15 protein-coding genes are annotated in these 15,154 nt (G+C 65.8%); 5 read left to right on the forward strand and 10 right to left on the reverse strand.

Features of this window, described 5'->3' with window-relative positions:
* The first annotated feature begins 81 nt into the window (after positions 1 to 81).
* Both ACLMAL_RS26745 and ACLMAL_RS26750 read left to right on the forward strand, forming a co-directional pair.
* Positions 82 to 639 (forward strand): PadR family transcriptional regulator, encoded by a 558-nt coding sequence (locus ACLMAL_RS26745; RefSeq protein ID WP_328407431.1) that lies wholly within the window; start codon positions 82 to 84, stop codon positions 637 to 639.
* Positions 632 to 1,723: an inositol-3-phosphate synthase gene (locus ACLMAL_RS26750; RefSeq protein ID WP_412001598.1), complete on the forward strand. Its 1,092-nt coding sequence runs from the start codon at positions 632 to 634 to the stop codon at positions 1,721 to 1,723. The genes ACLMAL_RS26745 and ACLMAL_RS26750 overlap by 8 nt, the downstream gene beginning before the upstream one ends.
* A 512-nt stretch (positions 1,724 to 2,235) precedes the next feature.
* Here ACLMAL_RS26750 and ACLMAL_RS26755 read toward each other — a convergent pair.
* From ACLMAL_RS26755 to ACLMAL_RS26780, 6 genes are all read right to left on the reverse strand, one after another.
* The gene (locus ACLMAL_RS26755) at positions 2,236 to 2,661 is read right to left on the reverse strand and encodes a GyrI-like domain-containing protein (protein WP_328407428.1); all 426 of its coding nucleotides are present in this window, start codon (positions 2,659 to 2,661) and stop codon (positions 2,236 to 2,238) included.
* Positions 2,662 to 2,670: 9 nt separating this feature from the next.
* Positions 2,671 to 3,129 carry a GyrI-like domain-containing protein gene (locus ACLMAL_RS26760; protein ID WP_328407426.1) on the reverse strand — a complete coding sequence of 153 codons (459 nt, stop codon included), beginning with the start codon at positions 3,127 to 3,129 and terminating at the stop codon, positions 2,671 to 2,673.
* Positions 3,130 to 3,312: 183 nt separating this feature from the next.
* The gene (locus tag ACLMAL_RS26765; protein WP_412001599.1) at positions 3,313 to 5,643 is read right to left on the reverse strand and encodes a transglycosylase domain-containing protein; all 2,331 of its coding nucleotides are present in this window, start codon (positions 5,641 to 5,643) and stop codon (positions 3,313 to 3,315) included.
* A gap of 331 nt (positions 5,644 to 5,974) precedes the next feature.
* Positions 5,975 to 6,835 (reverse strand): carbohydrate ABC transporter permease, encoded by an 861-nt coding sequence (locus tag ACLMAL_RS26770; RefSeq protein WP_328407421.1) that lies wholly within the window; start codon positions 6,833 to 6,835, stop codon positions 5,975 to 5,977.
* Positions 6,835 to 7,809 carry a carbohydrate ABC transporter permease gene (locus ACLMAL_RS26775; protein WP_412001612.1) on the reverse strand — a complete coding sequence of 325 codons (975 nt, stop codon included), beginning with the start codon at positions 7,807 to 7,809 and terminating at the stop codon, positions 6,835 to 6,837. Before ACLMAL_RS26775 ends, ACLMAL_RS26770 begins: the two co-directional genes overlap by 1 nt.
* An 86-nt stretch (positions 7,810 to 7,895) precedes the next feature.
* A complete protein-coding gene (locus ACLMAL_RS26780) occupies positions 7,896 to 9,197 on the reverse strand; it encodes an ABC transporter substrate-binding protein (RefSeq protein WP_412001600.1) in 1,302 nt (433 codons plus the stop codon).
* A gap of 181 nt (positions 9,198 to 9,378) precedes the next feature.
* Between ACLMAL_RS26780 and ACLMAL_RS26785 the strand changes: the two genes are divergently transcribed.
* Together ACLMAL_RS26785 and ACLMAL_RS26790 are read left to right on the forward strand one after the other, a co-directional pair.
* A complete protein-coding gene (locus ACLMAL_RS26785; RefSeq protein WP_412001601.1) occupies positions 9,379 to 10,227 on the forward strand; it encodes a DUF2786 domain-containing protein in 849 nt (282 codons plus the stop codon).
* Complete coding sequence (locus tag ACLMAL_RS26790; protein WP_412001602.1) at positions 10,224 to 10,742, forward strand: TIGR04338 family metallohydrolase; 519 nt, start codon at positions 10,224 to 10,226, stop codon at positions 10,740 to 10,742. Before ACLMAL_RS26785 ends, ACLMAL_RS26790 begins: the two co-directional genes overlap by 4 nt.
* A gap of 134 nt (positions 10,743 to 10,876) precedes the next feature.
* Here the strand turns inward: ACLMAL_RS26790 and ACLMAL_RS26795 are convergent, their stop codons facing one another.
* From ACLMAL_RS26795 to ACLMAL_RS26805, 3 genes are all read right to left on the reverse strand, one after another.
* Positions 10,877 to 11,860, reverse strand: coding sequence for an o-succinylbenzoate synthase (locus tag ACLMAL_RS26795; RefSeq protein WP_412001613.1), 984 nt, complete (start codon positions 11,858 to 11,860; stop codon positions 10,877 to 10,879).
* A gap of 68 nt (positions 11,861 to 11,928) precedes the next feature.
* Complete coding sequence (locus tag ACLMAL_RS26800; RefSeq protein ID WP_412001603.1) at positions 11,929 to 12,732, reverse strand: SDR family oxidoreductase; 804 nt, start codon at positions 12,730 to 12,732, stop codon at positions 11,929 to 11,931.
* Positions 12,729 to 13,352, reverse strand: coding sequence for a TetR/AcrR family transcriptional regulator (locus tag ACLMAL_RS26805; RefSeq protein WP_412001604.1), 624 nt, complete (start codon positions 13,350 to 13,352; stop codon positions 12,729 to 12,731). The genes ACLMAL_RS26800 and ACLMAL_RS26805 overlap by 4 nt, the downstream gene beginning before the upstream one ends.
* A 92-nt stretch (positions 13,353 to 13,444) precedes the next feature.
* Between ACLMAL_RS26805 and ACLMAL_RS26810 the strand changes: the two genes are divergently transcribed.
* Positions 13,445 to 13,768, forward strand: a complete 324-nt coding sequence (locus tag ACLMAL_RS26810) for a hypothetical protein (protein WP_412001605.1) — start codon at positions 13,445 to 13,447, stop codon at positions 13,766 to 13,768.
* Between the two features lie 82 nt (positions 13,769 to 13,850).
* Here ACLMAL_RS26810 and ACLMAL_RS26815 read toward each other — a convergent pair whose 3' ends face one another.
* Positions 13,851 to 15,020: a thiolase family protein gene (locus tag ACLMAL_RS26815; RefSeq protein WP_412001606.1), complete on the reverse strand. Its 1,170-nt coding sequence runs from the start codon at positions 15,018 to 15,020 to the stop codon at positions 13,851 to 13,853.
* Positions 15,021 to 15,154 lie beyond the last annotated feature (134 nt).

A 15,154-nucleotide genomic window follows, 5' to 3' on the forward strand; every position in this document is an offset into this window, starting at 1 on the left:
TCCCTGGTTATATCGCTCCGATATAGTCAGAAGTCGCATCCATCGGTTAGGTCTGTACACAAGTCAGGGAGGTGAAGCCCGATGCTCGAGCTGGCAATTCTCGGGCTGCTCCTCGAATCGCCCATGCACGGGTACGAGCTGCGCAAGCGCCTCACCGGATTGCTCGGGCCGTTTCGGGCCTTCTCCTACGGGTCGCTGTACCCGACGCTGCGCCGAATGCAGGCAGACGGGCTGATTGCGGAGGAGAACGCCGCAGGCGTCGCCATGCGCCGGGCGCGGCGGGTCTACCAGCTGACATCGACGGGGCGGGAGCGGTTCACCGAACTGCTCGCCGACACCGGACCGCAGAACTACACCGACGACGGCTTCGGCGTCCACCTGGCGTTTTTCAGTCGCACCCCCGCGGAAGCGCGGATGCGAATTCTGGAGGGCAGGCGGCGGCAGGTCGAGGAGCGCCGAGAAGGACTGCGGGAGGCGATAAAGAAGGCCAGCGGGTCGCTGGATCGCTACACCCGACAGCTCCACCAACTCGGTCTGGAATCAAGCGAGCGCGAAGTGCGCTGGCTCAACGAGTTGATTGCAGCGGAGCAATCGACGAATGCGGCACCACAGAAAGAGGGAAACATCGGCCATGACTGAAACGAACCAGGCTGACACAGTTCGCGTGGCCATCGTGGGCGTGGGCAACTGCGCATCTTCTTTGGTCCAGGGCGTGCAGTACTACAAGGATGCCGACGAAACCGCGACCGTGCCGGGCCTTATGCACGTCAAGTTCGGCAAGTACCACGTCCGCGACGTCAAGTTCGTCGCTGCTTTCGATGTCGACGCCAAGAAGGTCGGCTTCGACCTGTCCGAGGCGATCTTCGCCAGCGAGAACAACACCATCAAGATTTCCGATGTGCCGCCGAGCGACGTCGTCGTACAGCGCGGCCCGACCCTCGACGGCATCGGCAAGTACTACGCCGAGACCATCGAGCTGTCCGAGACCGAGCCGGTCGACGTGGTCAAGGTACTGAAGGACAACAAGGTCGACGTCCTGGTGTCCTACCTCCCGGTGGGCTCGGAACAGGCCGACAAGTTCTACGCGCAGTGCGCCATCGACGCGGGTGTCGCCTTCGTCAACGCGCTGCCGGTGTTCATCGCCTCGGATCCGGAGTGGGCCGCCAAGTTCACCGATGCCGGTGTTCCGATCGTCGGCGACGACATCAAGAGCCAGGTCGGCGCGACCATCACCCACCGCGTGATGGCCAAGCTGTTCGAGGACCGCGGCGTGCAGCTCGACCGCACCATGCAGCTGAACGTCGGCGGCAACATGGACTTCAAGAACATGCTCGAGCGGGAGCGGCTGGAGTCGAAGAAGATCTCCAAGACCCAGGCCGTCACCAGCAACCTGAAGAAGGAACTCGGCGCCAACGATGTGCACATCGGCCCGTCCGATCACGTCGGCTGGCTCGACGACCGCAAGTGGGCCTACGTCCGGCTCGAGGGCCGTGCCTTCGGTGACGTGCCGCTGAACCTGGAGTACAAGCTCGAGGTGTGGGACTCGCCCAACTCCGCAGGCATCATCATCGACGCGGTGCGCGCCGCCAAGATCGCCCTCGACCGCGGTATCGGTGGACCGGTCATCCCGGCCTCGGCGTACCTGATGAAGTCCCCGCCCAAGCAGCTGGCCGACGACGTCGCCCGCACCCAACTGGAAGCCTTCATCATCGGCGCTGAGTAGTTTGGCAGCGCCTGCGGCGCTGCGTGTTCGCGGCCCCCTTGGTCTCGCTTCCGAGCCGTCGAGACTCGCGACTTCGTCGCATGCGCTTCGACGACTCGGAAGCGAGACGGGCCGCGAACTTTAGGGCTCGGTCTCGCTGCGCTCGGAAGACATCATCGTGCCGAGTGGGTGCGTTGGTAGTTGAGCTTGCGACTTCGGTCGAGGCGCTTCGGCGGCTGTGGAGGTGGGATGTGCCGGGAACTCTGGTCTCGGTCTCGCTGCGCTCGGAAGGTGTCATCGTGCCGAGTGGGTGCGTTGGTAGTTGAGCTTGCGACTTCGGTCGAGGCGCTTCGGCGGCGGTAGAGGTGGGATGCGCGAACTCTAGTGCTCGGTCTCGCTTTGCTCGGAAGGTGTGCGGTGGCGTCGGTGAGGATGTCACGATCCCATCGGCCCCCTCTTGCCGATGTGTAGGACAGCGCACGATCCAGGGCTGGGTGCGGATATCCGCACCCAGCCCTCGATTGTTTCGAGCATTAATCCAGTGAGACGTAGACCTCTACCGAGGTCGGGCCGGTGTAGCGCTCGATCTCGGCGGTGTGTGAGCGGGTGATGGTGCCCGCGCTTTCGGCCTTGCGGACTTGGGCCCATGCGGTGCGCAGCAGGTCGTAGGGCTTGTCGGAGACGACGAATTTCGCGTAGCGGCCCTGGGGCACCCGGGTCACGACGTCGCCTGCGTCCATGTCCTCCATCGCCGCAACCTCGTATCCGAGCACGGCGACCGCGTGATCGTTCTGGCCGATGTAGGCGGCTACGCGCGCTACGTTCTTCTCCCGTGCCAGGTATCTGTCCCAGGTGAAGTTCACCAGGTCCAGGTCGCGTGCGCTCACCTCGCGACCGGCGAGTGGCACCGTGAGTCCGGCGACCAGGCTCTCATCCAATGTGACTATCTCGAAGTCCACAGCCCGTTCCTACTCGTCGATCTGATCGTCTGCCAGTGCCACGAACACCTCGACCGTGCGGGCATCCGGATAGTGCTCCGAATCGCCGGTGTAGGCGCGCACGAACCGGCCTGCGGCCTCCGCGTCCCATACCGCGCGCCAGATCGACACGATGGTGTCACCGAGGTTGTCCCCGCTCGCCGTGAACCGGGCGAATCTGCCCGCGGGCACCCGCGCGAGCACATCACCGGGCAGTAGGTCGGCGAGGGACCGGCAGCGGTAGCCGACGATGTGGGTCAGATACGAGTTGATCTCGGGCGCGTGGTCGACATATGCGGTCGTTGGTGGCCCGGGCAGCGAGCGGGCCAGATTGCGCTTCCACGCTTCTTCGACCCTCGCGCGGCGCGGCCCTTCGACCGCGAGCGCGGGGCTGCGAAGTACTGTTCCCGCCACCAGCGTCTCGGGACGGTCAACGACATTGAAATCCACCGGCGTAGCCCCTATGTCTAGTCTTTCGTCGTCGCTCGAGCGCATATCCTTCCGCATCGTGCCCGCGGCATCGGCGTCGACCCGGTTCGGTGCCGGGTCGAGGCCCTCGCTTTCGCTCTCACTCTGGCAAACGATGCTGCCACGTCATCCGTTCCCGGTGGGAGCGTGGGCGCACATTCGACATCATCCCGGTACCGGGACCCTCAATCCTGGGAAAATCTCCACTTGTTTGGGGGCTTGCGGCGCGGGCGGGATCACGATGACCGGCTCCTGCGACTGACTCTCCGGCGGATTCAGAATGTCGTAGCTACCGCCGGAGGGCTTGCTCGGCTCCTGCGACTGACTCTTCGGCGGATTCAGAATGTCGTAGCTACCGCCGGAGGGCTTGCTCGCCTCCTGGCCGCCCGCGGCGGGGAATTGCTCCACGGGTGTGTCGTCGAGTGCGCCGTCCATCGTCTGTTTCCAAATGTCGGCGGGCAGCCCGGAACCGTAGATGTCAGCTCCGCGTGCGGTCTGGATGGGCTGGGATTGTTCGGTGCCGATCCATACCGCGGTGGACAGCGACGGGGTGAAGCCGATCATCCACGCGTCCTTGTTCGACTTCGTGTCGTTGAGTTGGGTGGTGCCGGTCTTGGCGGCCGAGGGGCGGCCGCCGGCCAGATTGTGGCCGTTCGAATACGCCGCGATGGGTGTCATCGCCTGGATGGTGCTGTCGGCGATGGCGCGCGGGATGCGCTGCTGTCCCGGCGGCTGCTGCTTGCCGACCTGCTGTTCCGGCGCGCCGCGGTCCAGCAGTACCCGGCCGTCGCCGGTCACCACCCGCTGCACGAAGTAGGGCTGGTGGTAGACACCGGAATTGGCGATCGTCGCGTACGCGGAGGCCATGTCGATGGGGCGAACCAGGTATTGGCCCAACACGATTCCGTTCAGTGGATGTCCGTCCTCCTCGGTGAGCGTTTTGCCTGCCACACCAGAGATCTCCTCCGGGATGCCCGCCTGATGGGCCGCGTCCGCGATGGCTTTCGGTCCGTCGAACATCATCATCGTCAGCCGGTAGAAGCTGGTGTTCAGCGACCGCTTCAATGCTTCGGCGATGGTGCACCTGCCGCACGACTCGCCATCCACATTGGTGATCTTGGTGCCGTGGTCGGTCACCGGTGAACTGTCGAGCACGCGCGAGAGCGGAATGCTCTGCTGCTGTGCGGCGATCATTGCGAACACCTTGAATGCGGACCCGGTCTGCAGCGGCGCCTGTGCGAAGTCGTAGCCGAGGCCGTCGTTGCCGCCGTAGTACGTGCGCACCGCGCCGGAACGCGGGTCGATCGATACCACCGCACTACGCAGCTCGGGCGGCTGCGGATCGAGCCGGTCGTGCACAGCGCCGAACGCGGATTGCTGTGCTCGCGCATCGATGGTGCTGGTGATCTGTAGCGCACCGGTGTTCAGGTCCCGCTCGCTGATCCCGGAGGAGTGCAGCTCGCGCAACACCTGCGCGCGGATCAGGCCCTCCGGACCTCGGGCCACGTTCTCGTCGGGAATCTGGGAGATCGGGACGATCGGCGGGAACACCGTCGCGTCGCGGTTGCCCGGCGCGAGCACCCCCATCTCGACCATGCCGTCGAGCACGTACTTCCAGCGGGCCGTGAGCTCGGGGAGATGGGTTTCCGGGTCGAGGATCGAGGGCGTGCGGATGACCGCGGCGAGCACCGCGCCCTCGGCCAGGGTCAGCTGTGGCACCGGCTTGGCGAAGTATGCCTTCGCCGCCGCGGCGATACCGTAGGCGCCGCGCCCGTAATAGATGGTGTTGAGGTAGGCGGCGAGGATGTCGTCTTTGCTCCACTGCCGCGCCATCTTTGCCGCGATGACCAGCTCGCGCATCTTCCTGGTGAGGGTGCGTTCGGAGCCGAGGAAGGCGTTTTTCACATACTGCTGGGTGATGGTGGAACCCCCGCCCGCGTCCCCGCGCCCGAGCAGGTTGTCGCGAGCGGCGCGCAGGAATCCGGAGGTCGAGTAGCCAGGGTTGCTGTAGAAATTACGATCTTCGGCCGAGAGCACCGCGTCGCGCATCGGTTTCGGTACGTCGCTCAACGGTATCGGGGTCCGATTGCCTTCGGGGGGAACAACCTTGGCGATGACCGTGGTCCCGTCCGAGGCGAGGATGGTGGCGATCTGGTTGGTCTGCACCGATGTCGGATCGGGGATTTCCGCGCTCCAGTAGACGAGCACACAGAGCACCGACGGCACCGCGACGAAGATGATGAACAGGGCAAGCATCAGCCGCCGGAATCGTTCGCCGCGGGTGCGTTGCGGCCGCTCGGCCGGGTCGGGGACCGGCTTGGCCGGTGTGGTCGTCCGGCGTGATCTCGGCGGGCGAGTGGACCGTTTGCGGTCGGTGCGGGTGGTCGTCCGCTCTTTCCATCCGGCGATGGAGGCATACGGTGCGGCCGACGACTTGTCCCGCGCGCGCCTGGGATTACCGCGTCTTCGCCGCTTGCCGAACGAGCTCACGATCATCTCCTCCCGGAGCGTCGGTCAAACTCACCTGCACGGATAACGATCGGAAACCGGGCTACAACCCTGGCACATTGTCGTCCCCGCCAGGCCGCAGCGACCCGCGAGCATATCACCGCAAGTCAGCCCAAACGGCCCGTTCGGCCTGCTTTTGTTTTGAGAGATCCCGAAAGAATTGACCACCGCGGAGCGAGTCTTACGAGCGACCGTTTGCGGCCGGCTCGCGTCCGAGTGGCCGAAGCGCATGCGCCGTAGGCGCGAGTCTCGACCGCTCGGACGCGAGCCTTGGGGGCCGCGAACACGCAGCGCCGTAGGCGCTGCACATCAGATACGGTCAGCTCTTGACGCCGCCCGCGGTGAGACCGGAGATGATGCGGCGCTGGAACAGCAGCACCATGATGACCAGCGGAATGGTGACCATTGTGCCCGCGGCCATGATGGCGGCGTAGGGCTGCACCAGGGGGTTGTTGCCGGAGAAGCGCGCGATCGCGACGGTCACCGGTTCGGTCTTGTCGCTGGAAAGCAGTCGCGCCAAAAGGTATTCGTTCACCGCGGCGATGAACGCGAGGATTGCGGTGGTGAACACCGCCGGCGCCGCCAGTGGCAGCATCACCAGCCGGAACGCCTGCAACTTGGTCGCGCCGTCGATGCGCGCGGCCTCCTCGAGCTCCCACGGCAGCTCCGCGAAGAACGAGGCGAGGATGTAGACGGTCATCGGCAGCACGAACGAGATGTTCGGGATGATCATCGCCTGGTACTCGCCGATCCAGCCCAGATTGGTGAACAGCTGGAACAGCGGCGTGACCAGCACGACCACCGGGAACATCGAGGCGCTCAGGATCAGCCCGGACACCAGGTACTTGCCCTTGAAGGTGAGCCTGGCCAGCGCGTAGGCGGCCAGCACGCCGAGCACCAGGGCGAACACTGTGGTGGCCGCGCCGATGACCACGCTGTTGAGCAGCGCCTTGCCGAAATCGTTGCCGCGGCTGGTGTCGAAGGCGTTGCGGAAGTTCTCGAAGGTGAGATGGGTTGGCCACGGGGTGTTGTCGAAGGTGAAGTCCGGATCGCGGAATGCCGTGACGGCCATCCAGTAGAACGGTCCGAGGCCCCACAGCAGCACGATCAGCGCACCGAGGTACAGCCGCACGGAACCGAGCCGCTTGGTCCAGGGGGTCGTGGGGGTCGTGGTGGCCATCAGTGCGCCTCCCGCTGTTCTTCCTGGGTCCGAACGGCATTCGCACCCAAGACCTTCACCAACAGGAACGCCACCGCGAAGATGAGCAGGAAGGTGATCGTCGACAATGCGGCCGCACTGTTCGGGCCTTGACGGACCTGCTCGACCACCAGCGCGGAGATCGGGCGGGTCGCCGGGTTGCCGAGCGTCATGATCGCGGGCAGGTCGTAGAGGCGAAGTCCGTCCATCGTCCGGAACAGCACCGCGACCAGCAACGCGGGCTTGAGCAGTGGCAGGGTGATCTGAGTGAAGCGCTGCCAGGCCGATGCGCCGTCGACCTTGGCGGCCTCGTAGACGTCGGCCGGGATTACCTGCAGGCCTGCGAGCAGCAGCAAGGCCATGAACGGCGTGGTCTTCCACACGTCGGCGGCGATCACCGCGAACCGCGCGGGCCACGCCTCGGAGGTCCACAGGATGTGCGTGCCGAGCAGCCGGTTCACCACCCCGTCGTACTGGAACATGAACTCCCACAGTCGCGCCGTGACCGCGGTCGGGATCGCCCACGGAATGAGCACCGCCGCCCGCAGCAGGGCCCGGCCACGGAAGGTCTTTCCCATCACCATCGCCATACCGAGGCCGAGTGTCGCCTCGAGGGTCACGGTGATCACCGTGAAGAACAGCGTCACGCCGATCGCGAGCCAGAACTGCGATCCGAGGTTGCCGGTGGGGCAGGACACCGTCTCGCCGCCGGCCTGACACTGCTGGAACAGCCAATGGGTGTAGTTCGAGAATCCGGCGCTACCGCCCTCGACGAACATCCCGGTCGCCGGATCCAGCCCGGCATCCTTCTGGAACGACATGAAGATCGCCCGGAACACCGGGTAGCCGACGACGACGGCCAGCGTTATCAACACCGGCGTGACGAATAGCCACGCCCTACCGGAACTCCGAAGCTGCAAAGCCAATGTTCCACCGAACCCGCGCTTCGGCGGCAGGTGGCCGTCGCTCGACACGCGGGTGGTCGTTCCCGAAGGATCCGACACCGTATCTCTCTCCTACAGGGCTGGGCTGGTCCGATTCGCTATGAGCCGGCTGTCTCGATGCCCTTTTGCATACCGGTGATCGCGTCGTCGACCGACTTGGTTCCGTTCAAGGCGGCGTAGGCGTTGTCCTGGATGGCCTTCGACACCGCTGGATAGAACGGAGTCACCGGGCGCGGCACTGCGCTGGCGATCGATTCCTTGAGTGCGGGCAGGAACGGCATCTTCGCGATGAGTGCCGGATCGTCGTACATTGATGCACGCACCGAGGGCAGCGCGCCGGCGGCGACGATGTGCTGCGCGTCCTCGCTGATGAGGAAGCGAAGGAAGTCGAGCGCGGTGGCCTTGTTCTTGGAGAACGCGCTGATGGCGGCGTTGTAGCCGCCGAGGGTCGAGGCGCCGACGCCGTTCTCGCCGGGCAGCGGCGCGACCCCGAACTTGTCCTTCACGGCCGAGGATTCCGAGCCGGCGTCACCGAAGGTGGAGGGCCAGCTGCGCAGGAACATGAGCTTGCCCTGGGTGAAGGCGGCGCCGCTCTCCGGCTCCTTGAAGGTGATGGCTTCCTTGGGGATATCGCCGCTCTTGTACGCGTTGACCAGCTGCTCGAGTCCGGCGCGGGACTGCGGGCTGTTCACCGTCGGGGTCTTGCCGTCGGCGCCGACGAAGGTACCGCCGAAGGCGTTGATCACCTCGGCGGTGTTCACCGTCAAGCCCTCGTACGGTGCGAGTTGGCCTGCGTAGCAACCGATATTGTTCTGCTTGGCGACCGGACACTGCGCCAGCATTTCGGTCCAGGTCTTCGGCGGGTTGGGCACCAGGTCCTTGCGATAGAACAGCAGGCCGCCATTGGTGTTTCGGGGCGCCGCATACAGGACGTTGTTGTAGGTGGCGCTGGCTACCGGCGGCGAGAGCAGCGCGGAGGTGTCGATGGAGAAGGTATCCCGCAGTGGCTGGATCCAGCCCTTCGCGGCGAACTCGGCGGTCCACGGCACGTCCATGGCGAACACGTCGTAGCTGGACTGCTTGGAGCGCATGTGCTCGACGAGGTCGTCGTACTGCTGCGAGGCGTCGTTCGACTGCTCCTTGAACGTCACCTGCTCGTCGGGATGCGACGCGTTCCAGCGCTCGATCAACTGCTTGACCGCACCCGTCTCGGTGGTGTCCTTGCCCTCGACATAGGTGATCGGACCGCGGCCGGTGAGGTTCTGGCCGGTTGGATTGCCCCCGCTGTCGCTGGAGCACGAGGCCGTGAACGTCGCCGTCAGCAGCGCCACCGAGGCAGCAGCCAGCGCCGCTCGAGGCATTAGCGACGAACGCAGGGACGACACCTTCTTCAAAGCCATCGCGAACACTCCAAGGGTCGAGACGTGAGCACCAGCACACCAGAGGTGCACAACGCAAGATACATGGTGTTCATGTGCCACGCCGGATTACGCCTACCGTTTGTGCGGTTGTATGGTCACTCGTCCAAACGCAGGTCTGTGGTCGTACTAGGTCCGGGACAGCCTATTAGGCTTGTGCCCGATGACTTCGCCGAATGCGGTTCCCGATCGGATGCTCACCCGGATCGGTGGGCTGTTGCGCAAGGCCGAATCCACCGATAACGAACACGAGGCCGAGGCATTCCTCGCGGCCGCGCAACGGCTGGCGACCAAATCCTCGATCGACCTGACGGTCGCTCGCTCGCACGTCGCGGGGCGCGAACGCAGGCCGACACCGGTGCAGCGGATCATCCCGATCGGCCAGCCGGGCAAGAAGGGATTGCGCACCTACGTGCAACTGTTCGTCGCGATCGCGGCGGCCAACGACGTGCGCTGTGATGTTGCGCGGACCTCCACCCAGGTTTACGCCTATGGTTTCGATTCCGATATCGACACCTGCGAGGCCCTGTATGCCAGCCTGCTCGTGCAGATGGTGCGGGCATCGGATCAGTACATCAAATCGGGGCAGTACCGAACCGCGACAGTGGAGAAAGTTGTCACCGAAAAGCGGTGGGGGCGAAGGGTGCAACGCCGAGTGCAGGCGCCGGTCGCGGCAGTGACCGCCAGGCTGAACTTTCAGATGGCCTTCGCCGCGCGGATCGGGCGCCGACTGGCCACGGTGAAGGCCGAGGTCGAGGCGGAGATCGTGCCGGACACCTCGGCGGCCGGCACCGCATTGGCCCTGCGCAACAAGGAAATCGAGCTCACCGACTTCTACTCGCAAACCTCCGAGGCACGCGGCACCTGGCGTGGCCCACAGACCTCGGCCGGTCATTCGGCGGCGGCGCGCCGTGCGGGTGACGCGGCGGGTCGGGCGGCCCGGCTCGGCACCTCGCCCGAACTCGGTGCGGCCCGCGGGCAACTGGCACGGGGCGACGGCACATCGCTATGAGCCCGCGAGACAGCCAGCGCGCCAAGGTATATGACGCCGAGCAGCTGGTGCGCGGGGTGTTCGACCGGGCCGACGAGCACGGCAATCGCACGGTCGAGCTCTACGGATCGCACCTGACGCTGCCCATCGAGCGCCGCTTCGCCACTGTCGATTCGGTGCAGACCTACGCGGACAAGGTGCTCGGGCTCAATTGGGTTCGTGCGCAGTGGGATCGAGCCGAGGTGGCCGTGCGCGTCCGGTCGCGGGCCGGTACGACCGCTGCGCATTACGAGGTCGAGGACGCGGTTCTCGCGGTGCCGTTGCATACCGGAGGCACCGCGTGGGCGCTGCGCGAACTCGTTGTGTTGCATGAACTCACCCACCACTTGGAGCCCGCGCCCGCTTCGGTGGCGCCACACGGTCCGGAATTCTGTAGTCGCTATCTGGATCTGGTCGACGGTGTCATCGGACCGGAAGCGGCATTGGTGCTGCGGGCGACGATGCTGGGGTGTGGTGTGCGGTTGGGGCCCGGCTGACTCGCGGGGGTGCCACGAATGTCGACTCGAACCGCTCCGCTCTCCGGATGGGTCGATCCGCGACATCCGGCCGGTCCCGCTTCCGCCTGCCGGATCGGGCCGGCCGCTGCCCGGTCGCGTTTGCGGCCGCAGCCTCAGGACAGCAGCTTGCTCACTCGGTCGAAGCGGTTGTGCCACCAGGTGATCCGGTCCCGGTCGGGATGTCGATAACGCTCGAGCAAAGCCGGGTCTGGTTGCGGCGGAGTCCGTGGCACGGGCAGGAAGCCGTCGACCGGGCGCAGCGATTCGGTGACCACGTCGCCTTCGAACAGGGCGGTCGTGCCGAGCCCGCAGGCGAAGTCGAGTTCGGGTAGTGCACCGGCCAGAGCGAGCTGCGCGGCAAGGCCGACGCTGGTTTCCAGGGCGGAGGACACGACACACGGCAGGCCCGCGGCCGCGGCGACCTGTAGTGCGCGTCGTACGCCACCCAGTGGCGTGCACTTGAGGACCGCAATATCGGCCGCGCCCGCGACGGCGACCCGCAGCGGATCCTCCGCCCGGCGAATGGATTCGTCGGCGGCGATGCGCACACCCACCCTGCGGCGCACCGCAGCCAGTTCCTCGATCGTCCGGCACGGCTGTTCGACATACTCCAAACCGCCTGCCGCGCTGTCGATCCTGCCGATATTGACAATCGCGGTATCCACATCCCACACCGCGTTGGCATCCACCCGAATCGCACCGTCGGTCCCGAGCGCCGCCCGCACCGCCGCAACGCGGGCGAGGTCTTCGGCGAGCGATTCGGGATGGTCGGCGACCTTCACCTTGGCGGTGCGGCATCCGGACTTCGCCACGATGTCGTATGCGCGCTCGGGGTCGACGGCGGGCACGGTGCAATTGATGGGGACCAGTTCGCGCACCGGTTCCGGCCAGCCCACCGTGACCTGCTCCATCGCCGTGGCCAGCCAGCCGGTCGCTTCGCGATCGTCGTACTCGGGGAACGGGCAGAACTCGCCCCACCCGAGCGGTCCACGCAACAACATCCCCTCGCGCACCGTGATGCCGCGGAAGCGGGTCCGCAGCGGAATGGCGTACACGATGGTCTCGGTGATGGCGTCGGTGTCGGCGGTGATCACCATCGTCACCATACGGATGGGGATCGACTACTCGTTTCGGCCTCGTCTCTATGAGTAGTTTCGCAACGCGGTCAGCGGAAGTCGGCGATGTGGTCGATAGCCCACTGCCCGTATGTCCGCGCGGGTGCGCCGGTCACCGACTCGGAGGTGGGGCCGACCGACGCCGGCGCGGTCCCGGCTTCGGCCCACATGTCGAGCACCGGTTTGTACAGGAACTCAGCTGCCTGCTCGTAGCTCAACTCGACCAATTCCACCGGTGCACCGATGGCCGCGGCGATGTGCTCGACCATGCTGCGCTGCGACAGCGATTCGGGTCCGGTCAGTGGATAGATCTTGCCCGCATGCCCCGGCTCGGTGAGTGCGGCGACGGCCGCGGCCGCGATGTCGGCCTCGTGGATGGGGTTCAGCTGCAAGCCCGGAAAGGGTAGGCGCGCAACCCGTTCCGACTTGATCGAGGACGCCCACCAGCGGGAGTTGGCCGCGAATGCGCCCGGCCGCAGCACGGTCAGCGGCAGGCCGGATTCCTGTAGTGGCCGCTCGACGGCGAGATGCTGCGCGCCGATCGTATTGTCTGCGCTTTCCGCCGCGATCGAGGACAGTAGCGCTACGTGTGCGACCTCGCTGGCCTGTGCGGTGTCGATGAAGTTCTCGATGCCTTCGGGCGCGGCGTACACAAAGGCCCGGTCCACCCCGTCGAGCGCGGCGGCCACCGACGCGGGGTCGGTCATGTCGAGGCCGACCAACTCGACCCCGTCGGGCACGGTGGTCTTGGTCGGATCGGAACTGGCCGCCCGCACCGACTTTCCTGCGGTGAGCAACTGGTCGATGACGGCGCGGCCGACAATGCCGCGGGCGCCGGTGACGAGGTAGGTCACGGGGTGTCTCCTTCGAAATCTGGTGCAGTGAGATGAGCGAGGATCCGGCGCAATTGCTCGCCGTAGCGTTGTTCGAATTCCGGTGTCTGTGGATCGATCCCGAACAGTTCGCGGACCTGCGCAGGCAGCAGCAACGGCGCGATCACCATGCCCATCACCGCGAGCTGGAACGACGCGGGATCGAGATCGGCAGCGATCTCCCCGCACTCCTGCCGCCGCCGGGTGATCTCCAGGTCTGCCTCGTGGATCGGCTTCTGGGTGGTCTCCGGCGCGTCGTCGGACAAGCCCCGCCACATGAGCAGCCGGATGCCACGCGGGTCGGCGAGGGCGTGCCGCAGATATCGGGTCAGGACTTCGCCGAGCGGCAGCGACGGGTCGGCGAAATCGGCTTCCTGCTCCAGCCATTGCCGCTGCAACGCCTGATAGAGCCCTTCTTTGCCGCCGAAGTAGTAGGTGATCAGCTGCTTGTTGACCCCGGCGCGGGTGGCGATGTCGCCGACGCGCGCCCCTGCGTACCCGCGCGCCGAGAACTCGTCGAACGCGGCATCGAGCAGGCAACGCTTGGTTCGTTCGGCATCGCGTACGCGGGAGCCGGGCTCAGGGGCGCGGTGTGTGGGCACCCGACCAGGCTAACCAATAATTTTACAAATGGCTAATTAATTTAGACACATAGATGATTCGGTTGGCTTCGGCACGCGTCATGCTTGGGGGTATGACGTGGGATCGAGCGCACCGGTTGCTGGATTCTGTGCGCGCTATCATCGGCTCGCTGATCAGCATCGGATTCGCATGGACGACCGCTGCTTTCGTGCCGCTGTACGAACTCGTGGCGGATGTGGGTGAAATGCGACGGCTGTCGGTGGCCTATGGCGTCGCCTGGGCCGGCATCGCAATGTCGTTGGCATACACAGCGATGCTCTTACTGGCGGCAGTGCGGGCCCGCAGGCCCATCGGCTGGACGCCGCTCGTTGCGCTGCCGCTGCTGGCCGGAGCATGGGTCGCCGGTTTCCTGGTCGCGATCGTCGTCTCCGGATGAACGACACGCCCGCCGCACCGAGTCGATGCGACGGGCATTGTCCGTCCCGGACGGTTGTCTTCAGGATTCGGATCCTTCGATATCAGAGCCGTTCGAGGATGGTGGCGTTGGCCAATCCGCCTGCCTCGCACATGGTTTGCAGGCCATAGCGCGCGCCGCGGTCCTGCATGGCGTGGACCAGGGTGGTCATCAGACGCGCGCCGGAGGCACCGAGCGGGTGACCGATGGCGATGGCGCCGCCGTTGACATTCACTTTGCTCAGGTCGGCGCCGGTGTCGTGCGCCCAGGCGAGAACGACGGGGGAGAACGCCTCGTTGATCTCGATGAGGTCCATGTCCGAGAGCTGGAGACCGGCGCGTTGCAGGACCTTTCGGGTGGCCGGGATGACCGCGGTGAGCATGAGCAGCGGATCGTCGCCCGCGACCGCGAAGCTGTGCAGCCTGGCCAGCGGGGTCAGGCCGAGCTCACGGGCACGTTCACCGGTCATGATCAACACCGCCGCGCTGCCGTCGCTGACCTGGCTCGCGGTTGCCGCGGTGATCTCCCATCCGATCTGTGGGAAGCGGGCGGCCATGGCCTCGTCGTAGTAGGCGGGACGCAGCTTGCCGAGGGTTTCCAGGGTGCTGCCGACGCGGATGCCTTCGTCGGTGTGCAGGCCGTTGATCGGCGCGAGTTCTTTGGTGAACAGGCCGTTCTTCGTTGCCAGTGCGGCTTTTTCGTGGCTGGCCAGTGCGAACTCGTCCAGCTGCGTGCGAGTCAGTCCCCATTTGGCCGCGATCAGCTCGGCGCTGATGCCCTGGGGGACGAGGCCATCGGGATAGCGCTCGGCGAAACCGACACCGGACAGATCTTCGGATCCGATCAGGTTGGCGCCCATGGGAATTCGGCCCATCGACTCGACACCCGCGGCGACCACGATGTCGTAGGCGCCGGCGATGACACCCTGGGCGGCGAAGTGGATGGCCTGCTGGCTGCTGCCGCATTGCCGATCGACGGTGGTGGCGGGCACCGATTCCGGATAGCCCGCGGCCAGCGCGGCGCGCCGAGTCATATTGGCGCCCTGCTCGCCGACCTGGGTGACGATGCCGCCGATCACGTCGTCGATGAGCACCGGATCGATGCCGCTGCGGTCCACCACCTCGCGCAGGCTGTGCGCCAGTAGATCCACTGCGTTCACGTTGTGCAGCGCCCCGTTCGGCTTGCCCTTGCCGATCGGTGTGCGTACCGCCTCGACGATCACTGCGTCTCTCATGGTGGTTCCCTAAGTTTGTAGGTGTCTGGGGTTGGTGCCCTGGATGCCCAGAGCGGTGGGGTGTAGCTGATGGGTGTTTGCCTCTTTCGAGGCTCGGAAGGACTTGCTGCCCCACCGCGCTGGACGCTCCGGCT

Origin of the sequence: Nocardia sp. CWNU-33 (genome assembly GCF_046764895.1) — a bacterium.
In the GTDB taxonomy this organism is placed as follows: domain Bacteria; phylum Actinomycetota; class Actinomycetes; order Mycobacteriales; family Mycobacteriaceae; genus Nocardia.

Bases quoted from the DNA above. Each gene is read 5' to 3' on its own strand.
- ACLMAL_RS26745 (WP_328407431.1), top strand. From the start codon at position 82: ATGCTCGAGCTGGCAATTCTCGGGCTGCTCCTCGAATCGCCCATGCAC.
- ACLMAL_RS26750 (WP_412001598.1), top strand. From the start codon at position 632: ATGACTGAAACGAACCAGGCTGACACAGTTCGCGTGGCCATCGTGGGC.
- ACLMAL_RS26765 (WP_412001599.1), bottom strand. From the start codon at position 5,643: ATGATCGTGAGCTCGTTCGGCAAGCGGCGAAGACGCGGTAATCCCAGG.
- ACLMAL_RS26770 (WP_328407421.1), bottom strand. From the start codon at position 6,835: ATGGCCACCACGACCCCCACGACCCCCTGGACCAAGCGGCTCGGTTCC.
- ACLMAL_RS26780 (WP_412001600.1), bottom strand. From the start codon at position 9,197: ATGGCTTTGAAGAAGGTGTCGTCCCTGCGTTCGTCGCTAATGCCTCGA.
- ACLMAL_RS26785 (WP_412001601.1), top strand. From the start codon at position 9,379: ATGACTTCGCCGAATGCGGTTCCCGATCGGATGCTCACCCGGATCGGT.
- ACLMAL_RS26790 (WP_412001602.1), top strand. From the start codon at position 10,224: ATGAGCCCGCGAGACAGCCAGCGCGCCAAGGTATATGACGCCGAGCAG.
- ACLMAL_RS26795 (WP_412001613.1), bottom strand. From the start codon at position 11,860: ATGGTGATCACCGCCGACACCGACGCCATCACCGAGACCATCGTGTAC.
- ACLMAL_RS26810 (WP_412001605.1), top strand. From the start codon at position 13,445: ATGACGTGGGATCGAGCGCACCGGTTGCTGGATTCTGTGCGCGCTATC.
- ACLMAL_RS26815 (WP_412001606.1), bottom strand. From the start codon at position 15,020: ATGAGAGACGCAGTGATCGTCGAGGCGGTACGCACACCGATCGGCAAG.